This is a genomic window from Larkinella punicea (assembly GCF_003334855.1).
Taxonomy (GTDB): Bacteria; Bacteroidota; Bacteroidia; order Cytophagales; family Spirosomataceae; genus Larkinella; species Larkinella punicea.
On the sequence record NZ_QOWE01000007.1, the window covers coordinates 202,928 to 225,357 of the forward strand.

Annotated in this window: 19 protein-coding genes; 9 read left to right on the forward strand and 10 right to left on the reverse strand. The window is 51.6% G+C overall.

What is annotated here, in order from left to right:
* Nucleotides 1–103 precede the first annotated feature (103 nt).
* Complete coding sequence (locus DUE52_RS32080; RefSeq protein WP_133299806.1) at nucleotides 104–292, forward strand: hypothetical protein; 189 nt, start codon at nucleotides 104–106, stop codon at nucleotides 290–292.
* A 262-nt stretch (nucleotides 293–554) separates the two neighbouring features.
* Here the strand turns inward: DUE52_RS32080 and DUE52_RS10395 are convergent, their stop codons facing one another.
* On the reverse strand, nucleotides 555–926 hold the full coding sequence (locus tag DUE52_RS10395) for a response regulator transcription factor (protein WP_114405938.1): 372 nt from the start codon (nucleotides 924–926) through the stop codon (nucleotides 555–557).
* Between the two features lie 223 nt (nucleotides 927–1,149).
* On the opposite strand from DUE52_RS10395, the gene DUE52_RS10400 reads away from it, so the two are divergent.
* Nucleotides 1,150–2,088, forward strand: coding sequence for a ThuA domain-containing protein (locus tag DUE52_RS10400; protein WP_114405939.1), 939 nt, complete (start codon nucleotides 1,150–1,152; stop codon nucleotides 2,086–2,088).
* A 138-nt stretch (nucleotides 2,089–2,226) separates the two neighbouring features.
* Nucleotides 2,227–2,865 carry a 3-keto-disaccharide hydrolase gene (locus DUE52_RS10405; RefSeq protein WP_114406032.1) on the forward strand — a complete coding sequence of 213 codons (639 nt, stop codon included), beginning with the start codon at nucleotides 2,227–2,229 and terminating at the stop codon, nucleotides 2,863–2,865.
* Nucleotides 2,866–2,937: 72 nt separating this feature from the next.
* Here DUE52_RS10405 and DUE52_RS10410 read toward each other — a convergent pair whose 3' ends face one another.
* The 4 genes from DUE52_RS10410 to DUE52_RS10425 form a co-directional block, all read right to left on the reverse strand.
* Nucleotides 2,938–3,765, reverse strand: a complete 828-nt coding sequence (locus DUE52_RS10410; protein WP_114405940.1) for an exosporium glycoprotein BclB-related protein — start codon at nucleotides 3,763–3,765, stop codon at nucleotides 2,938–2,940.
* 58 nt (nucleotides 3,766–3,823) lie between these two features.
* The gene (locus tag DUE52_RS10415) at nucleotides 3,824–6,031 is read right to left on the reverse strand and encodes a putative Ig domain-containing protein (RefSeq protein WP_133299807.1); all 2,208 of its coding nucleotides are present in this window, start codon (nucleotides 6,029–6,031) and stop codon (nucleotides 3,824–3,826) included.
* 1,231 nt (nucleotides 6,032–7,262) lie between these two features.
* Nucleotides 7,263–8,978, reverse strand: a complete 1,716-nt coding sequence (locus DUE52_RS10420) for a hypothetical protein (RefSeq protein WP_114405942.1) — start codon at nucleotides 8,976–8,978, stop codon at nucleotides 7,263–7,265.
* Nucleotides 8,979–10,349, reverse strand: a complete 1,371-nt coding sequence (locus tag DUE52_RS10425; RefSeq protein ID WP_114405943.1) for a Gfo/Idh/MocA family protein — start codon at nucleotides 10,347–10,349, stop codon at nucleotides 8,979–8,981.
* 201 nt (nucleotides 10,350–10,550) lie between these two features.
* Between DUE52_RS10425 and DUE52_RS10430 the strand changes: the two genes are divergently transcribed.
* Nucleotides 10,551–12,425, forward strand: coding sequence for a heparinase II/III domain-containing protein (locus tag DUE52_RS10430; protein WP_114405944.1), 1,875 nt, complete (start codon nucleotides 10,551–10,553; stop codon nucleotides 12,423–12,425).
* A 78-nt stretch (nucleotides 12,426–12,503) separates the two neighbouring features.
* Here the strand turns inward: DUE52_RS10430 and DUE52_RS10435 are convergent, their stop codons facing one another.
* From DUE52_RS10435 to pheS, 3 genes are all read right to left on the reverse strand, one after another.
* Nucleotides 12,504–13,421: a TspO-related membrane protein gene (locus DUE52_RS10435; RefSeq protein WP_114405945.1), complete on the reverse strand. Its 918-nt coding sequence runs from the start codon at nucleotides 13,419–13,421 to the stop codon at nucleotides 12,504–12,506.
* A 110-nt stretch (nucleotides 13,422–13,531) separates the two neighbouring features.
* On the reverse strand, nucleotides 13,532–14,809 hold the full coding sequence (locus tag DUE52_RS10440; RefSeq protein WP_114405946.1) for a DUF937 domain-containing protein: 1,278 nt from the start codon (nucleotides 14,807–14,809) through the stop codon (nucleotides 13,532–13,534).
* Nucleotides 14,810–15,078: 269 nt separating this feature from the next.
* Nucleotides 15,079–16,131 (reverse strand): phenylalanine--tRNA ligase subunit alpha, encoded by a 1,053-nt coding sequence (pheS, locus tag DUE52_RS10445; protein WP_114405947.1) that lies wholly within the window; start codon nucleotides 16,129–16,131, stop codon nucleotides 15,079–15,081.
* Nucleotides 16,132–16,347: 216 nt separating this feature from the next.
* Here pheS and DUE52_RS10450 point away from each other — a divergent pair, with 216 nt between their 5' ends.
* Nucleotides 16,348–16,779 (forward strand): LytR/AlgR family response regulator transcription factor, encoded by a 432-nt coding sequence (locus tag DUE52_RS10450; protein WP_114405948.1) that lies wholly within the window; start codon nucleotides 16,348–16,350, stop codon nucleotides 16,777–16,779.
* Between the two features lie 255 nt (nucleotides 16,780–17,034).
* Nucleotides 17,035–17,448: a LytR/AlgR family response regulator transcription factor gene (locus tag DUE52_RS10455; protein ID WP_170315687.1), complete on the forward strand. Its 414-nt coding sequence runs from the start codon at nucleotides 17,035–17,037 to the stop codon at nucleotides 17,446–17,448.
* Nucleotides 17,449–17,687: 239 nt separating this feature from the next.
* On the opposite strand, the gene DUE52_RS10460 is transcribed toward DUE52_RS10455, so the two are convergent.
* Nucleotides 17,688–18,380 (reverse strand): porin family protein, encoded by a 693-nt coding sequence (locus DUE52_RS10460; protein ID WP_114405950.1) that lies wholly within the window; start codon nucleotides 18,378–18,380, stop codon nucleotides 17,688–17,690.
* Nucleotides 18,381–18,577: 197 nt separating this feature from the next.
* Here DUE52_RS10460 and radA point away from each other — a divergent pair, with 197 nt between their 5' ends.
* The 3 genes from radA to DUE52_RS10475 all read left to right on the forward strand — a co-directional run bounded on the left by radA (nucleotide 18,578) and on the right by DUE52_RS10475 (nucleotide 21,922).
* Nucleotides 18,578–19,951 carry a DNA repair protein RadA gene (radA, locus tag DUE52_RS10465; protein WP_114405951.1) on the forward strand — a complete coding sequence of 458 codons (1,374 nt, stop codon included), beginning with the start codon at nucleotides 18,578–18,580 and terminating at the stop codon, nucleotides 19,949–19,951.
* Nucleotides 19,952–19,956: 5 nt separating this feature from the next.
* Nucleotides 19,957–20,925 (forward strand): tryptophan 2,3-dioxygenase family protein, encoded by a 969-nt coding sequence (locus tag DUE52_RS10470; protein ID WP_229312131.1) that lies wholly within the window; start codon nucleotides 19,957–19,959, stop codon nucleotides 20,923–20,925.
* A 148-nt stretch (nucleotides 20,926–21,073) separates the two neighbouring features.
* A complete protein-coding gene (locus DUE52_RS10475) occupies nucleotides 21,074–21,922 on the forward strand; it encodes a sugar phosphate isomerase/epimerase family protein (RefSeq protein WP_114405953.1) in 849 nt (282 codons plus the stop codon).
* A gap of 60 nt (nucleotides 21,923–21,982) precedes the next feature.
* Here the strand turns inward: DUE52_RS10475 and DUE52_RS10480 are convergent, their stop codons facing one another.
* Nucleotides 21,983–22,369 carry a T9SS type A sorting domain-containing protein gene (locus DUE52_RS10480; RefSeq protein WP_114405954.1) on the reverse strand — a complete coding sequence of 129 codons (387 nt, stop codon included), beginning with the start codon at nucleotides 22,367–22,369 and terminating at the stop codon, nucleotides 21,983–21,985.
* Nucleotides 22,370–22,430 lie beyond the last annotated feature (61 nt).

Consider the following 22,430-nt stretch of genomic DNA (forward strand, 5'->3'; position numbering starts at 1 on the left):
TACGAAAGCGGATGCGAACCGGAATGGCATGTCTTTTGATATAACCTACCCGTCAGTTTAGTCCATTGGTTATTCAACGTTCACTTAACGGTTTTCTTTTCCCATGAAATCCATCTACCCGATTGGCGTTTCAGTGTTCCTGTACAGTTTGATCGCTGGCTATTACGCCTACTCGGCAATTCACAACTCCTCCAAATCCCCTGATAAAGTTCGCAGGCGTTTGCTGGCAGCGCTGGCTTTTGGATTTGGAGCGATTTTGCTGGGATGGATGTCCTATGAATTTTTTCGATAGCGTACCCACCTTCATCACCATTCTGATTTTTCCGTGCCCACCCTTATGAATGAAGATACCTTATTTACCGTATTGCAAGCCTTACCCACAGCCATCGATACCCCTCTTGTTATATTTGACAATCCGGAACAGGCCCAAACCTGGATACAACTCAATGGTCTTGAGAAAGATAACCTCTGGGTTATTACCAACGACGAACGTCAGTACTGGGTGGTTTCGGACGATGTAGGGAAACAATTGATCAACCTCGGATTCCAGCGAATCAAAGTGAAACGCCCACCAGTTCCTCCACGATCTTCAGAAGTTCCCGGGGATGAAACGGTTTAGACAGGTAGGCATCGGCCGGAAACAGGGAGGTGATATTTTGGTTTAGGATCGCCAGATCAATCGAAACCGCCACAACCGCCGTGGTCGAAGCCGGGAGTTTCCGGACTTCCCGGATCACATCACTCCCATCGCCGGACGGCAAATGCATGTCGGCCACCACCACATCCAGTTTATGCTGGTGCATAATTTGAGTAGCCTGCTGAATGTCGCCGGCCTGAAAAGTAGCATATCCCGCCCGTTGCAGGGCATCTACCATGAGTTTTCGTTGAGAAGATTGGTCTTCAACTACCAATACCGACTTCTTCATTCGACAAAGATGGGAATACGAACACGTTCTATAAACCGTATTTGGGCAACGATTACCTGCGTTCCTTTTATCAGGCAAATACCAGACCAATGTTCAAGAAAGTTTGTTTGCGGTATTAGGCCTGAAATCCGCCCGGTCCTCCAAATCTGTGCCAATCAAACCGGGTTTTCAGTAGGGAAATGACGTATATTCCTTTTGTCCATAAACCCATCCGGAAAATGCTATGCGCGCTTTTTTAATCGTTTTATTTTTTAGTGCATCCAGTCTGGGAAATCTGTTGTCGGTTTTGTTTTCGGATGACCCTTTCTTACCAGCTTCTCTTCGTCCCTCCAACAGTCTGACAACCGTTTCCGCCCCCGCCAAAAAACGGATCGTGTTCATTGCGGGTGCCTGTAGCCACGGAGCCGGCGAACACGAACACAAAGCCGGGTGCCTGCTGCTGGCCCAACGACTGAACGCAACGATGCCCACTGTCGACGCTGTCGTTTATTCAGACGGCTGGCCCTCCGATTCGTCGGCGTTTACCAACGCGGCTGCGATTGTCATTTACGGCGACGGTGGAGAGGGGCACCTGATCAACCAACACCTGGAATCGGTGAATACCCTGATGAAAAAAGGCGTTGGGCTGGCCTGCATTCACTACGCCGTGGAAGTGCCCAAAGGCCCCGCTGGCACCTATTTTCTGGATTGGATCGGGGGCTATTTCGAAACGTTCTGGTCGGTGAACCCGGTTTGGACCGCCGACTATAAAAGCCTACCCAAGCACGCCATTACGACGGGCGTAAAACCGTTTACGATCAACGATGAGTGGTATTATCACATGCGGTTTCGCCCGAATCTGGACGGTGTAACGCCCCTGCTCACGACGGTGCCGCCCGCTTCGACGCTGGACCGGAAAGACGGCCCGCACGAGAACAATCCGGCGGTACGGGCCGAAGCGGGCCAACCCCAACACACCGCCTGGTGCCGCGAACGCCCCAACGGCGGCCGGGGTTTCGGAATCACCGGGGGGCATTACCACCGGGTCTGGGCCGATGATAATTTTCGTAAACTGGTGCTAAATGCCATTGCCTGGGTCGCTAAAGTGGACGTCCCCACCGGGGGTGTTCCCTCCGCAACGCCTTCCAAAGAAGAAATGGGGCTGAATCAATGTCCGCATTAAAACGATCCGTTTACGGCTAAACACCTTCAACCGATGGCTTTGGCCTGCTACGCCGGGTGTTTTAAACGGATTTCTTCCTGCTGGTATTCGCTGTACATTTCTGAATCTGTGTTTCTAAACCTTTACTCTGTTGATTCCATGAAAGTTTCTCTTTTCTTTACACTCATCGGTTGTGCCCTTGTGGCTGGGTTCATAGCGCGATCCCCCCAGAAGGCCGTCCGGCTTTTCGATGGCAAGACGTTCCGGGGCTGGGAAGGCGACACGCTTAAAACCTGGCGCATCCGGGACGGTGCCCTGGTGGGTGGTTCGCTCACCGAAACCGTGCCGCACAACGATTTTTTATGCACCACGCGCCCGTACGCCAACTTTATTCTGCGGGTAAAATTCAAACTGCTCGGAACGGACGGTTTCATCAACACCGGCGTACAGTTTCGCAGCAAACGACTCACCAATCCTGCCTACGAAATGACGGGCTATCAGGCCGATCTGGGAAAAGGCTACTGGGCCAGTTTGTATGACGAATCGCGCCGGAACAAAACGCTGATTGCGCCGGATTCGATGCTGGTTAAGAAAATCCTGAAACCCAATGACTGGAACGACTACGAAATCCGGGCCGAAAACCGCCGGATCCGGCTGTACCTGAACGGAAAACAAACGGTAGACTATACGGAACCGGACCGAACCATTCCGCAGGAAGGGCTGATCGGTTTACAAATCCACGGCGGTGGCAAAGCAGAGGTGCATTTCAAAGATCTTTTTCTGGAGGAATTACGCTGACCAACCCAATAAAAACGCCCCGGCACACCGCGCATAAGGTCCTGTGTGCCGGGGCGTTTTTAAGCCACTTTTTTAATTGATCGTAACTCCTCCACTGGCGTAACCGGAAACCATATTGACCAGCGTAATACCAGTGGCCGTTGCGGAATAGACCATCAATAAGCGGGTCTTCGCCGTTACAGGGATGCTCAAACCGGTTGTAATCCCGTTGCTGGTGGTTCCTAAAGCAACAATACCTGTCAGTGCCGGAGCCAGGGTTACGACCGCCCCCGGAATCGGGGTGAATGTATTGTCAGGAGTTGTAGACGAATACAGTTGAGCCGTAATGGTGAGCGTACTCCCAACTAAAGCCAAAGCTAAGGTATTGCTAAAATAAGCCGAAATGGAGGTTATGGTACCATCACGGGGAATTGAAAAGGCAAAATTGTTAAGAGTTCCCGCTGCACCCGTTAGATCAATGGTTCCCCCTGTAGTGGATATACCCGAAACGGAACTACCAAAACCAATCAGGCTGGACGTTCCAACCAAACCACCGGCGATGGTTGTCATATCAATCGGAAGTCCCGAAGCATACGGAATAATGGCGCCCGGCCCCGGCGCGCCCGTTGCTCCAGTCACCGACGACACATCAGTTTCCGTAGCGAGCCGCGTCCAGCTTCCGCTTTTGTAGATGTACAAACCGGCGGTTCCTCCCGTCTGGTAAACAATCAGCCCTTCGGCTGGCGAACTTACCAGGCTCGTGGAAACAACGCGGCTAAGCAACACGCCTTTGTCGGTCGATTTAACTTCCAGTTGAGCGCTGGCATCCGGCGTCGAAACACCGATACCGACCTGTCCGAAACTGCGCACGGCAGTCAGAAACAATACAAGTATAAAACCAAGTGTAAGGTGCTTTTTCATAATTCATCTTTTAATGATTGGGAAAAGAAATGATAAGGTAAACGGCAATGGGCAGTCGTTACGGCTTGATCACTTTCAGGATCTGGCTCTGACCAGCCGTACGAACCCTCAGGACCAACAGCCCCGAAGCCTGGTCCGACAGACTGAAGGCCTGCCTTTCGACGGCCCCGGCCCGCTCCACGAACCGCTCCATGACTTTCCGGCCCTGGGTGTCCAGCAAGTCGAACGTTACGCGTTGTCCTTCGGCGCCCCGCACTTCGACCTCCAAGCGATCCGAAACCGGGTTACCCAAAACCACAACCTGAAGACTTCCAGCGGTTTCGGCCGACAATCGCCCCGGTGCCGGACACGGTAGCGGCAGCAATCGACCGGAGTTCTTCAGCACGTAGGTACTGCCCTGCACCCGCGCGCTAATCAGGTTGTAGCCCGTCTTCAGCGCATCCGGAACCTCAAAATTGTAGGCATGAACGCCATTGCCTTTACCGGCATTTTTCAGATCCACCCGGTAAATGTTAGCAACCGTACTTCCCCAGACCGTGAAATTTCCCGGACTGGTTTCCGTATAAAATTCGACGGTCAAGGGCGTATTCGGTTTCTTCCGATCCCATACCCAACCCCGCAGGCTGGCACATTCCACTTTATCCAGGAATCCTTCAAAATCCCCCGTTACGCCGGTCGTCGAAGTCGGATTCACCGTCAGCGGGAAGCTCACGCTGTTGTTGGCTCCCAGCGGATCGGTGGCGGTATAGGTCATCACGAAGGCCCCGGCTTCGGTCGGAGTGCCACTGATAATGCGGTTTTCAACACCAAAATTCAGTCCAGGGGGCAATGCACTGAGCCCATAGGTCAGCGTGCCGCCTTCGGGGTCGGTGAAAGCCACCAGCGTTCCGGAAAAAGGAACTCCCACCTGAGCCGTCAAGGCACTGATAAGCACCGTTGGGCTGGGGGGCATCGGCGGCTTGTTGGGGGGCGGGTTGGTTCCCGTACAAATAAGCGCTTTAGGAGAGTTTTTCAGGATAAAACTGCTGCCTGCAACCCGCGCCGAAAGGCTGTGAGAAAGACCATCTTTCAACTCATCCGGAATGGGAAAGCTAAACGCGTGTCTGCCATTTCCCTTGCCGGCCGTAACCAGATCCTGCCGCAAATCACCCGCCACTAGTGTTGCGATCACGTTGGGACCATCCAGAATTTCCACTGAAATGGCGGTATTGGGCTTGTTTCGGTCCCAGGCCCAGCCCCGGAAGGTTGCGCAGTCGGCTCCGTAAATATAACCGTCCAGGCTACCCCCGGCCAGTGGCACAATGACCTCCACCGTGGCCGTTCCGGGCGAACTCACACAGGACCCGATGGTACAGGTCGCCGAATACGCCAGTGATGCAACGGCGTCTGTCGGCACGTTGATACTGGCTGAGGTGCCGGTGGTCGAGTTGGGTCCGCTCCAGTTCAGGGTCCCGCCCGAACAACCACTGATGCTCAGAACGACTCCGGGCGTATTCTGGATAATCTGAAACCCGGGGTTTACATTGGTCGTCAGCACCGGTGTCGATGCTCCATCACCCGGATCGACAACGGTCGTGGCAAAACCAGTGCCTCCGGCGTTGCTAACGACAACAGTATACGTTCCTCCCTGGGTGACGGTGGCCGAATTTCCCACACTCGCCACCAGCCCACCCGGACCGGTAAACGTGTAGCTATCCACCGTCGAAGTCGTACTGGCGGTCAAGGTAACCGTTGCCGAACAGCTCAATGGTCCATTGTTGGTGAGCGTAACACTGGGGGGTTCGGTCGGCGTCAGTGCGGTCAGCTTCGCAAAAGTTGTAGCACTGGACACCACCTTCGACACGTAGTTGGTTGCCGTTGTGCTGGTCGGAAAAGCCACAAATCCCCCTCCCTCGTCATACGCCAGCACCAGCGAAGCGGCCAAATTACCGTTCAATTCGCCCGGCTGGTAGTAGATGCCGATGGTGCCACTGAAGGAAAGCGCCGGCGTTATGCTGTAGACCCGCCCGATGCTGTTTCCTCCAGCGGCCGCAACCGGGGTGTTACTCAACGCAATGGTGGTTGAGGTCAGCGTTAGATCCGACTGGGGTTGCAGCGTCAGTCCGTCGATATAAACCGGCGTATTGCCCAGAATAGTGAATCCTGAGCCCCCAACGCCAAAAGTTGGATCAGCAACGGGGGGCGGTCCGCCCTTTTTATAATGCGCAATGGAAAACCCCGGAGAGCCCATGGCGGCTGATGGCTTTCCGGGTTTAGAGGAAGCCATCGCTATGTCTGATAAAATCAAACACAGGAGTGCACTAATAAGTCGAAATGCATTCATAGAATTGAGATTTGACTGTAAAAATCATCATACTTTTTTTGACTGATTTTTTCCATCCATAGATCGAGCGGTTTAAGGGTAAAATAGAAAGTTAAGCAAGCAAAGGAGAAGGACTTAAATCGTCTAAAAAAAGCAATAGGCTATCATCACAGGATTCTTACAGATCCTGCTGGCAGAAAAATAGCTCAGTATATCAGTGGAAAAGGAGCATACAGATAACTTTCAGAATAAGGAATATGCTGAAAGTCATCCGTATGTGTCTGGAAGCTTAAATTCGGTACTGGTGCGAAAACCGGATCAATAGCGATCTACAACTAGTACACGGTGCATTCACACTGACGGGAAGAGTACAGTTTTTCATGAGGCCAGAAGAAGTTTAAGATAGGTATCAGAGTCTGATAATTACCTTAAACACAATTAGCAAATAACATGCCGGAATAAGTATAAATTTTAACGGTTTTTTACAATGAAATTCTTCTATTCTTCTGTTTTATCCATGCTTTTTGTTCATGTACGGGCATTTTCACTTGATTCAAGTTTAATCCGAAAATTATCAGACAAGACCTCAAACCAGTCAAAAATGCCCAAATGCAGCAATGGGTGCTCTATAGTGGACATTGACTATAGCCTTGGCAGGCATTTCAAATTCAACCTGAATATTGTACCTCTCATTACCAGCTTATCCAAAGCAGTTTCCCAGGTCTCATTCCGGGGACATTCCAACCGTTATTATTTTAGTATTCGGTTCTAATTTTACTTTCATTTTCTGTAACTCATGACATATTTCCAGAAACATATGACTTTACCTGCCATATAATAAATTATCTATTATTTTATCACTTCCCTTCTTATTTGGCATACCAAAAAAAAGGGGCACTTTTTAGCAACCTATCTCCTTCTATATACCAAGTGCATCGATCAGAATTTGGCATATTTCATACCATTACATCCCTTATTTTTCTACTTTTTCCAGCATTAAATTTAAGACACACTTATTTTATATTTTTTTATAAAATACAATTTATCTATTAATATCCGTCTGGTATTAAGACGCTTTATCCCGTACAAACCGTAAAAAAATCCTTCCCCTGCTTGAGCAATTCAAACAAAGGAAGGATGACAGGAACATTGACAGGGTGGAACAACTTTCGGAAGAGCCGGAACCGCGAAACCCTTATGAAAATTTGATGGTATGCTGAAACGGCGTGAAACCAGTCAGGTAAACCGTGGGAGCATCCATCGGCGGCAGAGCGCCCCGCAGCACCACACCCTTGTGCAACGCCTTGCCCGGTCCAAACGTAATCGTATCATTCTGAACAGTATACGAACCCGAGTCGGCCGACAGAAGATGCGCGTTGGGTCGGGTTGGGTGCTTGGTAATACCCGACAAGGTGCCACCCGACCGAAAGATCAACTCGACCGAAACCGGGACATTTTCGGTTCCGATAATCTGAATATCCGCTTCCATCCCATTGCCGGTTTCCCGAATGGTTACTTTCGCTTCATAGTGCTGAACTTCGGTTTTCTGGCGGCTGGCCTGCGGCATTTTTACCCAATCGCCAGCCGGATCAATTTTTTCCCTGGCAATCGGTTGATAATACGGGCCTTCCAGCGATTGGCTCAACACCCAGCTATCGCCCTGCTTCTCGATTTTCTCCGATTGAAACTGCCCTTTTCCAAAAAAGGAAGCCGACACCCGAAGCCCCTGCAACACGGCTTCACCTTTCGAAAAAGTCAGAAAAACCGGGCTGGTTTTCAAAATCGTGCTGTCCCAATTCCCGCGCCGGATGCGAACCAAACCCGAATGAGGAAAGGCTTTTACGTAGTTGGTCGGCATCGGTTTGCTGGCGGGCAATTCGCTCCAGAACGTTGGATCTTCCAGGTAATAATCCAGAAAATAAACCCCTTTGAGCAGTACGGTTTTCTCGATTTGACGGCATAAGGCCGCCAGTTCACCGTTTTTGTCCCGCAACGCCATAAACCGGGCCGGGTAGTAATAACCTTCCAGCGTGCCGACGAGTGCTTTGTCCTGCCGACCCGACGCATCCGAAACCACTTCGCCGTTCGGGTGAATGTAGTAAAGTGTCATCGCCAGGTTTCTCCGCACATAGTCGAGCAGTTCCGGCTTGTTCATTCCCTTAGCAATCGTGATCAGCAAACGGTCGGTCAGGGGCGAATAAATCAGCGTGCTTCGCTCGTTAAACTGTCCGTCCTCATCCATGTCGATGTGTTCGGCCAGCCATTGCTCGATGCGGTTTACGTAGCGGGCATCGGGCCAGAGCGCGTTCAGTTTGGTCAAAGCCGCCGACACCACCCAGCGGTGATTCGGTGTGTGAATACCGCCCACCGTCAACGCTTCGCCCGCTTTTTGCAGGAACGCTTTCAGCGACGGCAAAACCGTCTCCAGCCCCGGCGTTCCGGACCGGTTCAACAAGGTATAGGCCGTGGTAAGTCGTTTGACAATAAAACCGGTATCGGGCGTGGAATGAAAGTTGGTCGCGGGCAAGTCGATGGTTCCGTCCGAATGCTGGATTTTCAGCAGATACTGCACCGCCTGACCGGTTTCGGCCAGGAGTTCTTTCGAACGGTAAAACGTCGATTCCGGACAGGAAATGGCGCAGGCATTGCGCCGAACAAAATCGGCGGTAGATTGCGGATTCGGAATGTCCTCCCCATCTTTTATGCCCCCGAAAGCCGGATTAGCAGATTCCTTGTCGCGATGGGCCCGAATCTGGCCGATTTGCTGGTCATTGGCTTTAATGACCTCAAGCAGCCACGACGGTTTGGTGTCGGGCGCAGCAGCATAGGAACGGGCAAAAGTGGCCGTAGTCAATGCAGACAGACTGCAAACCGAGGCCGTTCCCATGCGTACGAATGTTCGTCGATCCATCTATACTTTTTTAGGATCGGGGTGAATCCACGGTTTCCGGTACGGACGCGTCAGCAGCCCCGTCGCTTCGCGGTCGCCGACCACCTCCCGTTTCACTGGATCGTAGACAATGGGGCGACCGGTTTGCATCGAAATGTTGGCCAGAATACAACTCGCGGTCGAAATGTGTCCTTCTTCGATGTCGGCAACCGGACGTCCGCTTTTTTCGATAGCGGCCAGAAAATCGATCATGTGCAGACGGGTGGCCGGGGCAGCATTCAGCTCAATGCGTTCTTCGGTTAGATCTTCGGGATATTTCTCTTTTTCGTAGATAACGTCCTTGTGGATTTTTTGTCCGCCTTTCTCCTGCGGGATAAAATCGTACTGCATGGTGCTGGCCCACAAGGTTCCTTTTTCGCCGTATAGCGTAAATGACCACGGATAATCCGGGTTGGTGGCCGTTCCCCAGCTCCGTTGCGACCAGACGCAGTTCAGTTCCGGATATTCAAAAACCGCCGATTGGGTATCGGGGATATTGGATTTTCCTTCTTTCTGCACATAAATTCCGCCTTGCGAACTGATGCGGGTCGGCCAGCCGAGTTTCAACATCCAGCGAACGGTATCGAACATGTGAATGCACATATCGCCCATGATGCCGTTGCCGTATTCTTTGAAGGTCCGCCACCACCGGATGTGGGGCAACCCGTCGTAGGGGCGCAGGGGAGCCGGTCCCGTCCACATTTCGTAATCCAGAAAATCAGGAACCGCCGTCACCGGTGGATTGCCGTTGGCCCGCATATGCAGATGGCAGGTCATTTCAACGTGTGATATTTTACCGAGCAGGCCGGCATCGACAATGTTCTTCTTGGCTTCGATCAGGTGCGGAGTGCTTTTGCGCTGCGTTCCGACCTGTACCACTTTTTTGTATTTCCGGGCGGCTGCCACCATTGCCTCGCCTTCCATGACATCCACGCTGATCGGTTTTTGCACGTAGACGTGCGCCCCGGCTTTCACGGCATCGATCATTTGTAGCGAGTGCCAATGATCCGGTGTTCCGACCAGAACAATATCCAGTTCGTTTTCAGCCAGTAATTTCCGGTAATCACCGTATAATTTGGGCGTTTTGCCGGATTTCTGCCGCTGGCTGACCAGTTTTCCCGCGGCTGCCAGTTGGTTTTTGTCGACATCGCAAAGCGCAATGACTTCCACGGGAGCGACCTGAATCAACCGGAACAAATCACTTTTACCGTACCAGCCGGTTCCGATCAGGGCAACACGCCAGGTTTTTCCCTGATGGAGCACATCCATCCCATAAGCACCCAGCGTAGAAAGAGCGAGCGACGCCGTGGCGCCCTGCAGAAAACGACGTCGATTGATGTTAAAAAGATCCATTTACTTGAAGGTTTCGGACGGTTATCGCCGGGGTTGTTAGATTCGGTGAATATGTACTTTTTACACAAAGTTTAAAACTTTGGAAAGCTACTAAATTATATTAGAAAAAGTAATTTTTGATTGGATGGCATCCGGATGGGTAAACTCGCCCTTACCTGACGCTTATTGGATTGCAAACGAAATCTAATTCGAATCCAGCCCATGAAAACCGCTTTCCTTGCTGTCTTGCTGCTGATCTCCACCTCAGCAATGGCTCAAACCGACCACATTGGGACGCAGGCTTCCCTGCCCAATCACCCGCGGATTCTGCTGCTGAAGGGCGAAGAAGAGCCGATCAAACGCACCATTGAGTCCGACAAAACCTGGGAGAAAATGCACACCGTCATCCTGGCCGAATGTGACGCGCTACTAAACGAAGCCCCCATCGAACGGATTCAGATTGGCCGTCGGTTGCTCGGTAAATCGCGGGAAGGATTGCGCCGGATTTTTTATCTTTCCTACGCCTGGCGGATGACCCAGCAGGAAAATTACCTGCGACGGGCCGAAAAAGAATTGCTCGCCATTTCGGCTTTCAGCGACTGGAATCCGTCGCACTTTCTGGATGTCGGTGAAATGACGATGGCGGTGGCCATTGGCTACGATTGGCTGTACTATGGTCTGTCCGAACAATCCCGCGCCCGCATCAAAGACGCGATCTTAAAAAAGGGCATTGAGCCGTCCTTGAATCCCAAATACAATAGCTGGCTCAAATCGAGCAACAACTGGAACCAGGTTTGCAACGCCGGCATGGTGTATGGCGCGCTTGCTATTTTTGAAGAACAGCCGGAACTGGCCAAGAGCATCGTCAACCGGGCTGTCGATGCGGTGGTGTTGCCCATGGCCGACTACATTCCGGATGGGGCCTATCCCGAAGGCTACAGCTACTGGGGCTACGGAACGAGCTTTAACGTTATGCTGATCAGCGCATTGGAAAAAGCGTTCGGCAAAGATTTCGGGTTGGTCGCTCAACCCGGTTTTCTAAAAACGGCAGCTTATCTGCAAAACATGACGGGGCCGTCCGGGAATGCTTATAATTATTCCGATTCAGGGCTGGGCGGGGGACTGGAACCGGCGATGTTCTGGTTTGCCAACCGCCTGAAAGACCCTTCGCTGCTGTGGGTTGAACGAACGAATCTGATGAACGGCGACCCGAAAAAGCTGGTCAGGGATCGTTTGCTGCCTGCCACCATGCTCTGGAGTGGCGGTATCAAGATTTCTTCTATGGCCGAGCCCAAAGAACTGATGTGGAGCGGAAACGGGAAAAATCCGGTGGCCATGATGCGGACGTCGTGGAGCGACCCCGCAGCGATCTATGTCGGTGTCAAAGGCGGCAGCCCTTCCAACAGCCACGCGCACATGGATGTCGGCTCGTTCATCATGGAAGCAGACGGGGTGCGCTGGGCCATGGATTTCGGGATGCAGGATTACGAATCGCTGGAGTCGAAAGGCGTGGATTTGTGGAACCGGGCCCAGGACTCGCAACGCTGGCAGGTGTTCCGCTATAATAACTTCGTGCACAATACGCTGACGGTCAACAACGAAATGCAACGCGTTTTTGAGAAAGCGCCCATCACATCGCTCTCCAAAACGCCCCTGTTCATGAATGCGGTAATGGATCTGAAAGACCTCTACAAAGGCGGTTTGTCCAAAGCCACACGCGGAGTTGCGCTGGTCAACAAAGCCTACGTCGTGGTTCGGGATGAACTCGAAACCCCGGCTGCCGAAACGACCGTTCGCTGGACGATGCTGACGCCGGCCGACGTTAAACTGCTCGGAAAGAACAAGGCCGAACTGACCAAAGACGGAAAAAAACTGATTCTGGAAGTGCGCGAACCGGCAAAAGTGGTGTTGAAAACCTGGTCGACTGAGCCAACCCACGACTACGACGCAGCCAACCCCGGTACCATTCGGGTCGGTTTCGAAGTGCAGGTTCCCGCCAGTTCAAAAACCGCCCTGACGGTTTTGCTCATCCCCGAAAAAGCCGTCAAAACCGCCGGTTCAAAGGTTCAGGCTCTGGAGAAGTGGCCGAAAGAATAGTTTACAGTATTCGGTTTACGGTGGCTGACGCATGAAGCACGCGTCAGCCACCGTAAACCGAATACTGTAAACCGTAAACTAAATTGACGTATACGAATACGATTCGGCTTCTTCGTTTGGATCCTCATCGTCTAACCACAATACTTCCGACTCCCGAACGACATCGATGTCTTCCATCCTGCGTTTCAGGGGTTCGAACTTTCCGCGTGGCAACCACTTGACCAGAACACCCGTGAGAACCATTGAAAACGCTGCGGCTGACAACGCAATGGCGTTATTTTTTCCGTACTGTTTCGTGGCAATACCGGCTAATCCCGCCACAAAGGGCAGCAGATACCAGGGATCATTGAGCTTCCGGGCGACAGTATACGCCACACCGGTGGTGGCTCCCAGCACACCGATAAACACGGGCGTATCGCGACGGGGGTTTGGTTTCCAGACTTTTAGGTTCAATAACAGATTCGGTGTGCCAACGACCGAGGCCGTGGTGAGCCAGCCCGCATACAGGCTAAACGGAATTCGCAGGTACTTTTCCGGGCTTTTGACTTGGGTTTTGCCAATTTCGAGTTGGTGGTGGAGGGCTAAGGCCACCGGCAAACTGGCTTTGGTAACCAGATCGGAGCCAATCATGCTTTCCATACGCGGATCGGAAAATAATCGCCCGAAAACCGCATTCAGAACATAACTGATGGCCAGCCAGGGAGCCGCATTCCGGTACCGGCGGTTGTGTAGCTGGGAAGGCAAGGCCTGATGGACAGCATAGGCGGTTGTTCCGGCGTAGATGGCCGACCAGACGACGCCGAACGTCCATCCATCGGGAATAATCGGGTTGGCATCAAAAACCTGCCGGTATTCGGGCAAAACCGCACCGGGTTCCTCGTCGTCTTTTCTTTTGGTTGCCGATGTTGCCGGTCGGTTGGCGGTTGCCGTGTAGATAATGCTGCCAACCACCAGAACGGCGGTTCCCAGACGCCCTAATAATGATTTTTTTTTCATACAGTCTGACTGTTAAACCGTAGCACAGCCGATCGCTGACGCTATTCAGTCAGAAACCAGCCTCTGGTTTGCTAACAATCAGAAACGGGAGATGTTGGAAAATTTTCCGCTTATTTAATAACCACCTTCACATCAATCTGCTTCAGGCGCGGTTTGCCGATGGCGGTGGAATCACCCGGTTTGACGCCGGTTCCGAGGCCAATGGCATCGATTCGGATGTAGTTGATGCCCGATTTGATCAGTTGGTTCTTGATGTTCAACACCCGCGTAACAGACAGGGCTTTGTTGCCCATCGGCGGAATGGCGTCGTTGGCATAGCCCACCAGCCGGATTTGCACAACCGGATTGTTTTTCAACAAGGTCGACAATTCGCCGACGGTGGCGATTCCGGCCGGTTTTAGCTGATCGGTCCCCGGTTCGAAATCCAGGGCCGGCACTCTAAAACTCCGCCCCGCCGGTGCCTGCGGATTGGTCAGGTAATTCGCCATGGCGGTCATAATGGGACTGGTGGCGGTTCCGGAACCGGGCAGGGTTGTCGAATCGGTTCGGACGGCCAGAGCCGGGCGGATTTTGGCGGAGTCGACCGGTGCAACGGCGGCCGAATCCACGAATTCGGTGGAGGTTGCTTCTTCTTCGTTGGCCGATGAATACGACTGCGTGTTGTTCCAGATGTAGTACGCGGCACCGGCCAGCGCCAGCAGTGCCAACGCCCCAACACCCCATTTCACGAGCGAGCCGTTGCCTTCTTCCTCGGGTTCGGGCACAAACCGCTGACGCTCCTGAACGGGAGAACGTTCGGTCAGACCGGTTCGTTTGGCGGGCGTAACACCCACTGCCAGCAGTTGCTGGATATTCAATCCTTCGGCAATCCGGTCGAGCAGCCGTTCGGGTGTCAATTCAATCAGGTGATCGCGCTGATCGGCGAGCAGGGCCGCCAGGCTATCCGCGTCCAGCTTTTTTTCCACCACCAGTTTATTCAGCGTTCCCAACACCAGGGGTGTCACCAGCCCCAGCAGGGTGATAGCCGCCGAATTCTTGATGTTGGCGTAGCCGGAAATGGCCAACCCAATGGCACTTTTCATCGCGGGCAGCAGGTGGCTGATGCTGTTGCTGCCCTGGTCGGCCAACCGGTTAATTTGTTCGGGATCGCGGAGGAGTTCGGGAAAGGTAGCGACGAGATTGGCGTCGAACTTTCCTTTTTGAATGGCATTATATAATTGATTAACCCCGATTTCGGTCGTTGTCCGTTTCATCAGGCCCGCTACTACGGTATGAAGCAGCCCTTCCAGGGCGACCCGGGTTTTTTCCGGATTTTCATCAACGTAATAGGCCGCCCGGGAAACAACCGAATCAGACAGGTTTTCTTTCAGTTCGACTAATAAATTCATAAAGACGATATTGCATGGGAACTAACACATCAACACAAAGACCACATCCGCATACACGAGGCTGACGAATACAATATGAAGGATAAAGTTAGACAAAAAAAAGGAGTCAGAAGCGGGAAGTGAAAATCCGGTTCGCATTTTAGACAAAAAAAAGAAGTGAGAGGATCGAAGTAAGAGAAAAGAGGTAATAAATAGGAGAAAAGAAATTTGAAGTCAGAAACCGTCAAACCCTTTATCCCTCTTTTCTTTTACAGTATCCTCCCACCCGTTCAGGCCCCCTGAAACTGCCGGAGAAACCGGACATCGTTTTCGGTATACAGCCGCAGGTCGTTCACCCCGTAGCGAAGTTGCGTAATGCGCTCAACGCCCATCCCGAACGCATACCCGGTATATTCTTCCGGATCGATGCCACAATTCAGAAGTACGTTCGGATCGACCATGCCCGAACCGGCAATTTCGACCCAGCCACTGTGTTTGCAAATGTTGCAGCCTTTTCCGTGGCAGATCTGGCACGAAATGTCGATTTCTGCGCTGGGTTCGGTGAATGGAAAATACGAAGGCCGGAACCGAATCTTTACGTCTTTGGCAAACATCTCCTTCACAAAATGGTAGAGCGTATCTTTCAGATCCTTGAATCCGACGTTCTTATCGACGTATAAACCTTCGACCTGGTGAAACATGCAGTGCGCCCGCGCCGAAATGGCCTCGTTTCGATATACGCGCCCCGGCATGATGGCGCGGATGGGCTGGAAAGTCGTATTGTATTTCTGGTGTTCCATCAACCGGATCTGTACGTTCGACGTATGCGTCCGCAACAGCAAGTCGGCGGGGGCGCCACTGCTCTTTTTTTCCACGAAAAACGTGTCCTGCATGTCGCGGGCCGGGTGATTATCCGGAAAATTCAGCGCGCCGAAATTATACCAGTCGGTTTCGATCTCGGGGCCATCTGCCACGCTGAAACCGATCCGGCCAAAAATGCGGATGATTTGCTGACGTACAATCATGAGCGGGTGCTGCGCACCATACTGATTCGGAACCACCGGAAGGCTCAGGTCGGCGGGGCCGGTTACGTCGTCGGTCTGGCTATTTTCCAGCGATGTGCTGAACTCTTTAAACCGCTGCTGGGCAAAATCTTTCAGCGAATTTAATTCCTGACCAACGGCCCGCCGGTCTTCCTGCGGCACCTGCTTCAGTTTCTCAAACAGATCCGTTACGACACCTTTCCGCCCGATATACCGAAGACGAAATTGTTCCAACTGATCCTTGGATTGAATTTGAACGAGTTCAATCTCCTGATAAATTTCTTTGACTTTATCCAGCATGCGCTTTGTATTCTATCCGGGTTGTGGCAAAGATAACCATTTTCCGGGCACCGTTAAAAATAGATCTTGACCGTTCATCACATGTCGCGGTACGGTTGTTGGGCGGTGTATTGACAACAGGCGAATGAGGTACATCATTAAAAATACCGCACAATCAGAGATAACCTGTTCAAAATCAATACAAATCCTTTGTTACACAATCTTACTCGATCAATTATGGAATCCATCCTGAAGGAAAATCTTTTCGACCAAGTGTCCACAAAATTCCCCAAAAGTGTGGAAAAAAAGTCCACCCCCTCAGTCGCCCAAAAACTTCTCATTCCTTTTTACGATCGTAAACGGACCATCTCACTCGAAGAAATTGTCCGTCTGGAGGGTTCCGGTAATTACACGAATTTCTTCCTAAAAGATGGTACCCGCATGTTGGTATCGCGGACCTTAAAAGAATACGAAGACCTTCTGGATGGCGAAGCGTTTGTACGGGTTCATAAATCCTGTATCGTAAACCTCTGTTATGTTCGCCGTTTCTACGTCAAAAAAGAAGGCGAACTGGAATTGAATGACGGACAACAGGTAAAAATTTCCCGGCGCCGGGCTCAGAACTTCATGGATCGAATCCGCAATTTTTCACCGGGTATTGTACGGTAATTCAGACCGCTAAATTCCCGCAGGTTATGTGTAGTATACGCAAACCGTCACTACGTAGAAATACGTAATCGGTCAAGGGGATATACGGAATGTAACCGCCCATTTTACAAGATAAAGGCTTGACAATTAACCACTTACCTATGAAGGCAAGTCGCTAAATGTCAAGCCTTCCTTTTTAGTGAACGGCAATTTGAGCTAGTTTTGTCATGTCAGTAACAACAAAAAACATAAACAAAACTCTAATCGTCAATCGCTATGGAATCGCTCGCATATCCCTCCTCCACGACACTGCAACCGTTGTTTCCCCGGATGTATCAGCGTAACGCTACCCGCATTGCGCTGCCTTACCTGAATCGCAATATCATGATCTCGGTGGATGACATTGTTAGTCTGCACGGAGAAGGTAATTATACGTTCATCACGACGCGCGACAAAAAGCGGTATCTGGTTTCCAAAACCCTGAAAGCGTTCGAACATATGCTCGATCAGTCGATGTTTCTGCGGATTCACAAATCGACCATCATCAACCTGGCCTACGTTCAGTTCAGCGTTTTCGCCACCGAGCGCATCGTTCGGTTGACCGATGGCCAGGAAGTAGCCATCTCCCGGCGCCGGATGAAGGAAATCAGCCAGCGGTTGAACGGTTTCATGCAATCGTTATTCAACTGATTGCTTTCCATACAGACAATAATATTACGGTTTATTTTGGGTTAGTTGAGCAGAACAGCCGTTGTCGGCTCCTTCGGGACGGGACAACGGCATGTTTTTTTGCCCCCTTCCGGTTTTTTGCCCCCGAAATGATCCTCGACATCAGCATTGAGCCCGCCCCCACCAACCAGTCAATAAAAAAGCGCAGCGGTTCTTCTAAAAAGACCACTACGCCGTAAAATAATCTGATAGAACTGAATTTAGAAAAGCCGCATCGCCAGGGTTACCTGCCACGATTTCAGTCGCTGGCTGAATTGAGCCGAATTGGCATCCCCCCCCAGATTCACGGAGGCCACATCGGACAGGCTACCTTCCCGCCGGACGTCGATCCCAAACCGGCCCAGATCCAGGCCAAGCCCAACCTGATAACCGTATGTCGCTTTGGCCAGCGCATTGTTCAGACTGCCCGACGTGTAATCTTCCAGTGCGTCACGCAATTTCTGATCATCGCTGATGCGGAACGATACGATCGGACCCGCCACAACCCGGATCGGACCGCCTTTTAAGCCCAGCAAAATCGGCACGTCAAAATTGGTCGTTTTGATCGAAACCGTCTCTGTAGTCGGCTGGCCGTTGATGTCGCGAACAATGTCGAATGAGCCGCCTTTTGACGACACCAGCAGTTCGGGCTGGATGTAAATGTTTTTCCCAAACCGGGTATAGATTCCGTAAGCCCAGCCGGTTTTGCTGTCGAAACTTTCTTTCAAATTATCGCGAATGACCTGACCGCTGACATTCACCTGGGGGGTGCCGTTGGCATTCAGGCGCGTGGTCACAAAGTCGCCCATGGTGAACTGGGACAGGTTTACCCCGCCCTTGATACCAATACTGAATTGGGCAAACGTCAGGGAGGGCAGGATCATAACCAGTCCCAAAAACAGGATTTTTTTCATTTGAAGAGATGTTTGAGTGAATAACGAGAACGATGGCAAATGTGCTATGCCAAACCAGTTTTTTTTAGTATATTGTTACTGAACGAGCGCATCGCGTTCTTTGCAGAAGCGAATTTTAAACAGGACACGTAACAGGCTTTTTCCCCCTATTCTGTCACAGCACCCTGCTTAGAAGTGCAATTGTAACCAAAGGTTTAATGGCAAAAACAAAAACAACTTTTTTCTGTCAGAATTGCGGCACCCAGGCACCCAAATGGCTGGGTCGCTGCCCGGCTTGTGGCGAGTGGAACACCTTTGTGGAAGAGGTGATTACGAAGGAAGAACCCGTGGCCGGCAACTGGCGACCGTCCGCAGCGCCGAAAACAGCCGCCAAACCGAAAGCCATCCACGCGATCAACTACGAAGAACAGGAGCGGACGCTGACGCCCGATGACGAGCTAAACCGGGTGCTCGGGGGCGGTATTGTTCCGGGATCGCTGGTGCTGATTGGTGGCGAACCGGGCATCGGCAAATCGACCCTGCTTTTACAGATCGCGCTCGGTTTGAACGACACGCGGGTCTTATACGTATCGGGCGAAGAAAGCGAGCAGCAGATCAAAATGCGCGCCGAGCGACTGCCGGTTCCGGTCAGCGATTGCTACATCATGACCGAAACCTCCACGCAGAATATTTTCCGAACCGTCGAACACTTTGAGCCCGAAGTGCTCATTATCGACTCCATCCAGACCATGCACTCGTCGCTGGTCGAATCAGGAGCGGGCAGTGTTTCGCAGGTCCGCGAGTGCACCGCCGAATTCATGAAATACGCCAAGGAAAGCGGCACACCGGTGTTTCTGGTGGGTCACATCACCAAAGACGGTTCGCTGGCCGGCCCCAAAGTGCTGGAACACATGGTGGATACGGTTTTGACCTTTGAAGGCGACCGGCATACGACCTACCGACTTCTGCGGACGACCAAAAACCGCTTTGGCAGTACTTCCGAACTGGGCATCTACGAAATGCAGGGAACGGGTCTGCGGCAGGTTACCAATCCCTCCGAAATTCTGATTTCACAGCGCGACGAAGCCCTCAGCGGCATTGCCATCGGTTCGATGGTGGAAGGCAACCGCCCGTTACTGATTGAAATTCAGGCCCTGGTGAGCATCGCCAACTACGGAACACCCCAACGGAGCAGCACCGGTTTCGACAACAAACGTTTGCAGATGCTGCTGGCGGTTCTCGAAAAACGGGGCGGTTTTCGCCTGGGCCAGCAGGACGTTTTTCTGAATGTGGCCGGCGGACTCAAAGTGGAAGATCCGGCGATTGATCTGTCGGTTTGTGCCGCCATCGTTTCGAGTTATGAGGATATTGCCATCCCATCGTCGGTGGCGTTTGCGGCCGAAGTGGGTCTGGGGGGCGAAGTGCGCGCCGTTCACCGCGTCGAATCCCGGATTTCGGAAGCCGAAAAACTGGGTTTCAAGCAGATTTTCATTTCGAAATACAACATAAAGGGGCTGGATTTTGACAGTTACAAAATCAAAATCAAACCCGTCAGCAAACTGGACGAAGTTTTTCAGGGCGTTTTGATGTAGACTGCATGAATGAGCCACTTCCCTCCGATCTCTCCGACAAACTCCGCCAACTTGCTGAAAAATACGCGGCCATGGGGCAGGATGTTGCTTCGCACCTGGAAGGCTTGCTACAGGCCGACTACCTGACGTATTGGGATTACATTCATCTGGAAACGCTGTTGTCGCTTCAGAATCCGCGAACGGCGTATCCCGACGAACTGATTTTCATTACCTATCACCAAAGTACGGAACTGTATTTCAAGCTTATTCTGCACGAAATCAGCCAGATTGCCCAACATGCTGCCCTGACCGCCCGGTTTTTCACCGAACGTATGCAGCGCATCAACCGGTATTTTGACATTCTGGAGCGTTCGTATTCGGTGATGGTCGACGGGATGGAAAAGGAACAATTTCTGAAATTCCGGATGGCGCTGCTGCCTTCGAGCGGTTTTCAATCGGTGCAGTTTCGGGAAATTGAAATCGTTTCCACGGATTTTGTCAACCTGCTTTCCGGTGATTTTCCGACCGATTTCACCCCCACTCTGTCGCTGGAAAGCCTCTACCCTTTTCTGTACTGGAAACAGGGCGCTACTGAACTGGCCACTCAGCAAAAAACCCTGACACTCCGGCAGTTTGAAAGCCACTATTCCGACCGGCTGATCCGACTTGCAACTGAATACCGTCGCTGCAATCTGTGGCAGCGGTTTCTTACCTTGCAAAGTCAGAACGAACCCACGGACGAACTGATTCAGCAACTGCGCGAATACGATCACCGGCTCAACGTTCGCTGGAAATCCATGCACCTGCGTTCGGCGATGCGGTATTTGCACCAGAATCCCGACGATATTAAAGCCACCGGCGGTACGAACTGGCAGAAGTACCTCCCTCCCCGGGAGCAGAAACGCATCTTTTATCCCGATCTGTGGAGTGAAGCCGAACGACAGGAATGGGGAAAAATGAGTAAAATAGATGGTTGGATGGTTGAAAATGGTTGAATGGTTTGTCAAAAATTCTAACCATCTCTAACCATTCAACCATTTTCAACCATCCAACCATCTCCAACCATCCAACCATTTAACCATCTATAACCATCCAACCACCGTTTTTTTTTACTTTTGCTCCGATCTACTAAATCCGTATCGAATGAACCGCATGAAACATTGTATGCTGGCAGTCGGCTTTCTGGCTCTCAGTACCCTCACCTCGTTTGCTCAACGCAATCCTGAAGACAAAGCCGGCTGGAAGCTTGGCTCCCAGTCGTATTCGTTCCGTTTGTTCACCTTTGCCGAAGCCATCCGCAAGATCGATAGCTGCGGTTTGAAATACGTAGAGGCTTTTCCGGGCCAGACCATTGGGGGCGGCATCGAAGGCAAAATGGATTACAAAATGGATGCGGCTACGCGTCAGGCCGTTAAAAAACTGGTGAAAGACAAAGGATTAACCATTGTTGCCTTTGGTGTAGTCAATGCGCCGACGGAGGCCGATTGGAAATCGCTGTTCGAATTTGCCAAAGACATGGGTGTTCTGAACATCAATACCGAACCCAAAGTGGAGCAGATGCCGTACATTGGTCGGCTGGCCGACGAGTATAAAATTAATGTGGCCCTCCACAACCACCCCAAACCGTCGCACTACTGGCATCCCGACTCGGTTCTGGCGGTGATTGGCACGAGCAAATACGTGGGTTCCTGCGCCGACATCGGCCACTGGGTGCGTTCGGGTCTGGATCCCGTCGATTGTCTGAAAAAATTGCAGGGCCACATTCTGGGCATGCACTTCAAAGACGTGAAGAAAGATACACCCGACGGCAAATACCACGATGTGGTCTGGGGAACCGGCGATTGCAAGGTGGATGCCGTGATTGCGGAACTCAAACGCCAAAAGTTCAAAGGCCCGATCTCCGTCGAATATGAATACCACTGGGAAAACAACGGCCCCGAAATTGCCGAAAGTGTGAAATACTTTCGAAGTGCCTACAGCAAATCGAAATAAACCAAAAAGAGCCCCCATCCTGCGATTGGGGCTCTTTTTTGGTGTGGAAATGCCGGATTATCAGCGCAGAGAAACAGAGCGCTCAGGTTGAACCGGTGTTTTGGTTTGGAGGTTAACTTCTTTCACAATTTTAGAAGTCCCGTCCGTTACGACCACTTTATATTTTCCGTCTTCCAGTTGACTCAGGTCAAACCGGGTGCGGGTGGTCGTTTCGTTCTTGTCCAGTTGCTGGGTAGCCAGAACCGCACCGCTGCCATCCAGCAGTTGTACGTTCAGTGAAGATCCTTTTTCTTTGGCAACCATTACGTTGACCTTGGCATTTTGAGCGGAGGGGTACAAGCCCACCTGGTAGGTGCCAGCCACTTTTTCGTTGTCAGAGTTTGCAAAAGTTACGGTTGATGCGCTTACGGCCAGCGCGACGAGTACGGAAGAAATGAACGTTTTCATGGTGTGCTTAAAGTTGTTCTTAGTTGTTGTTTATGTCTGTTTGACGATTCAAATATAGCGG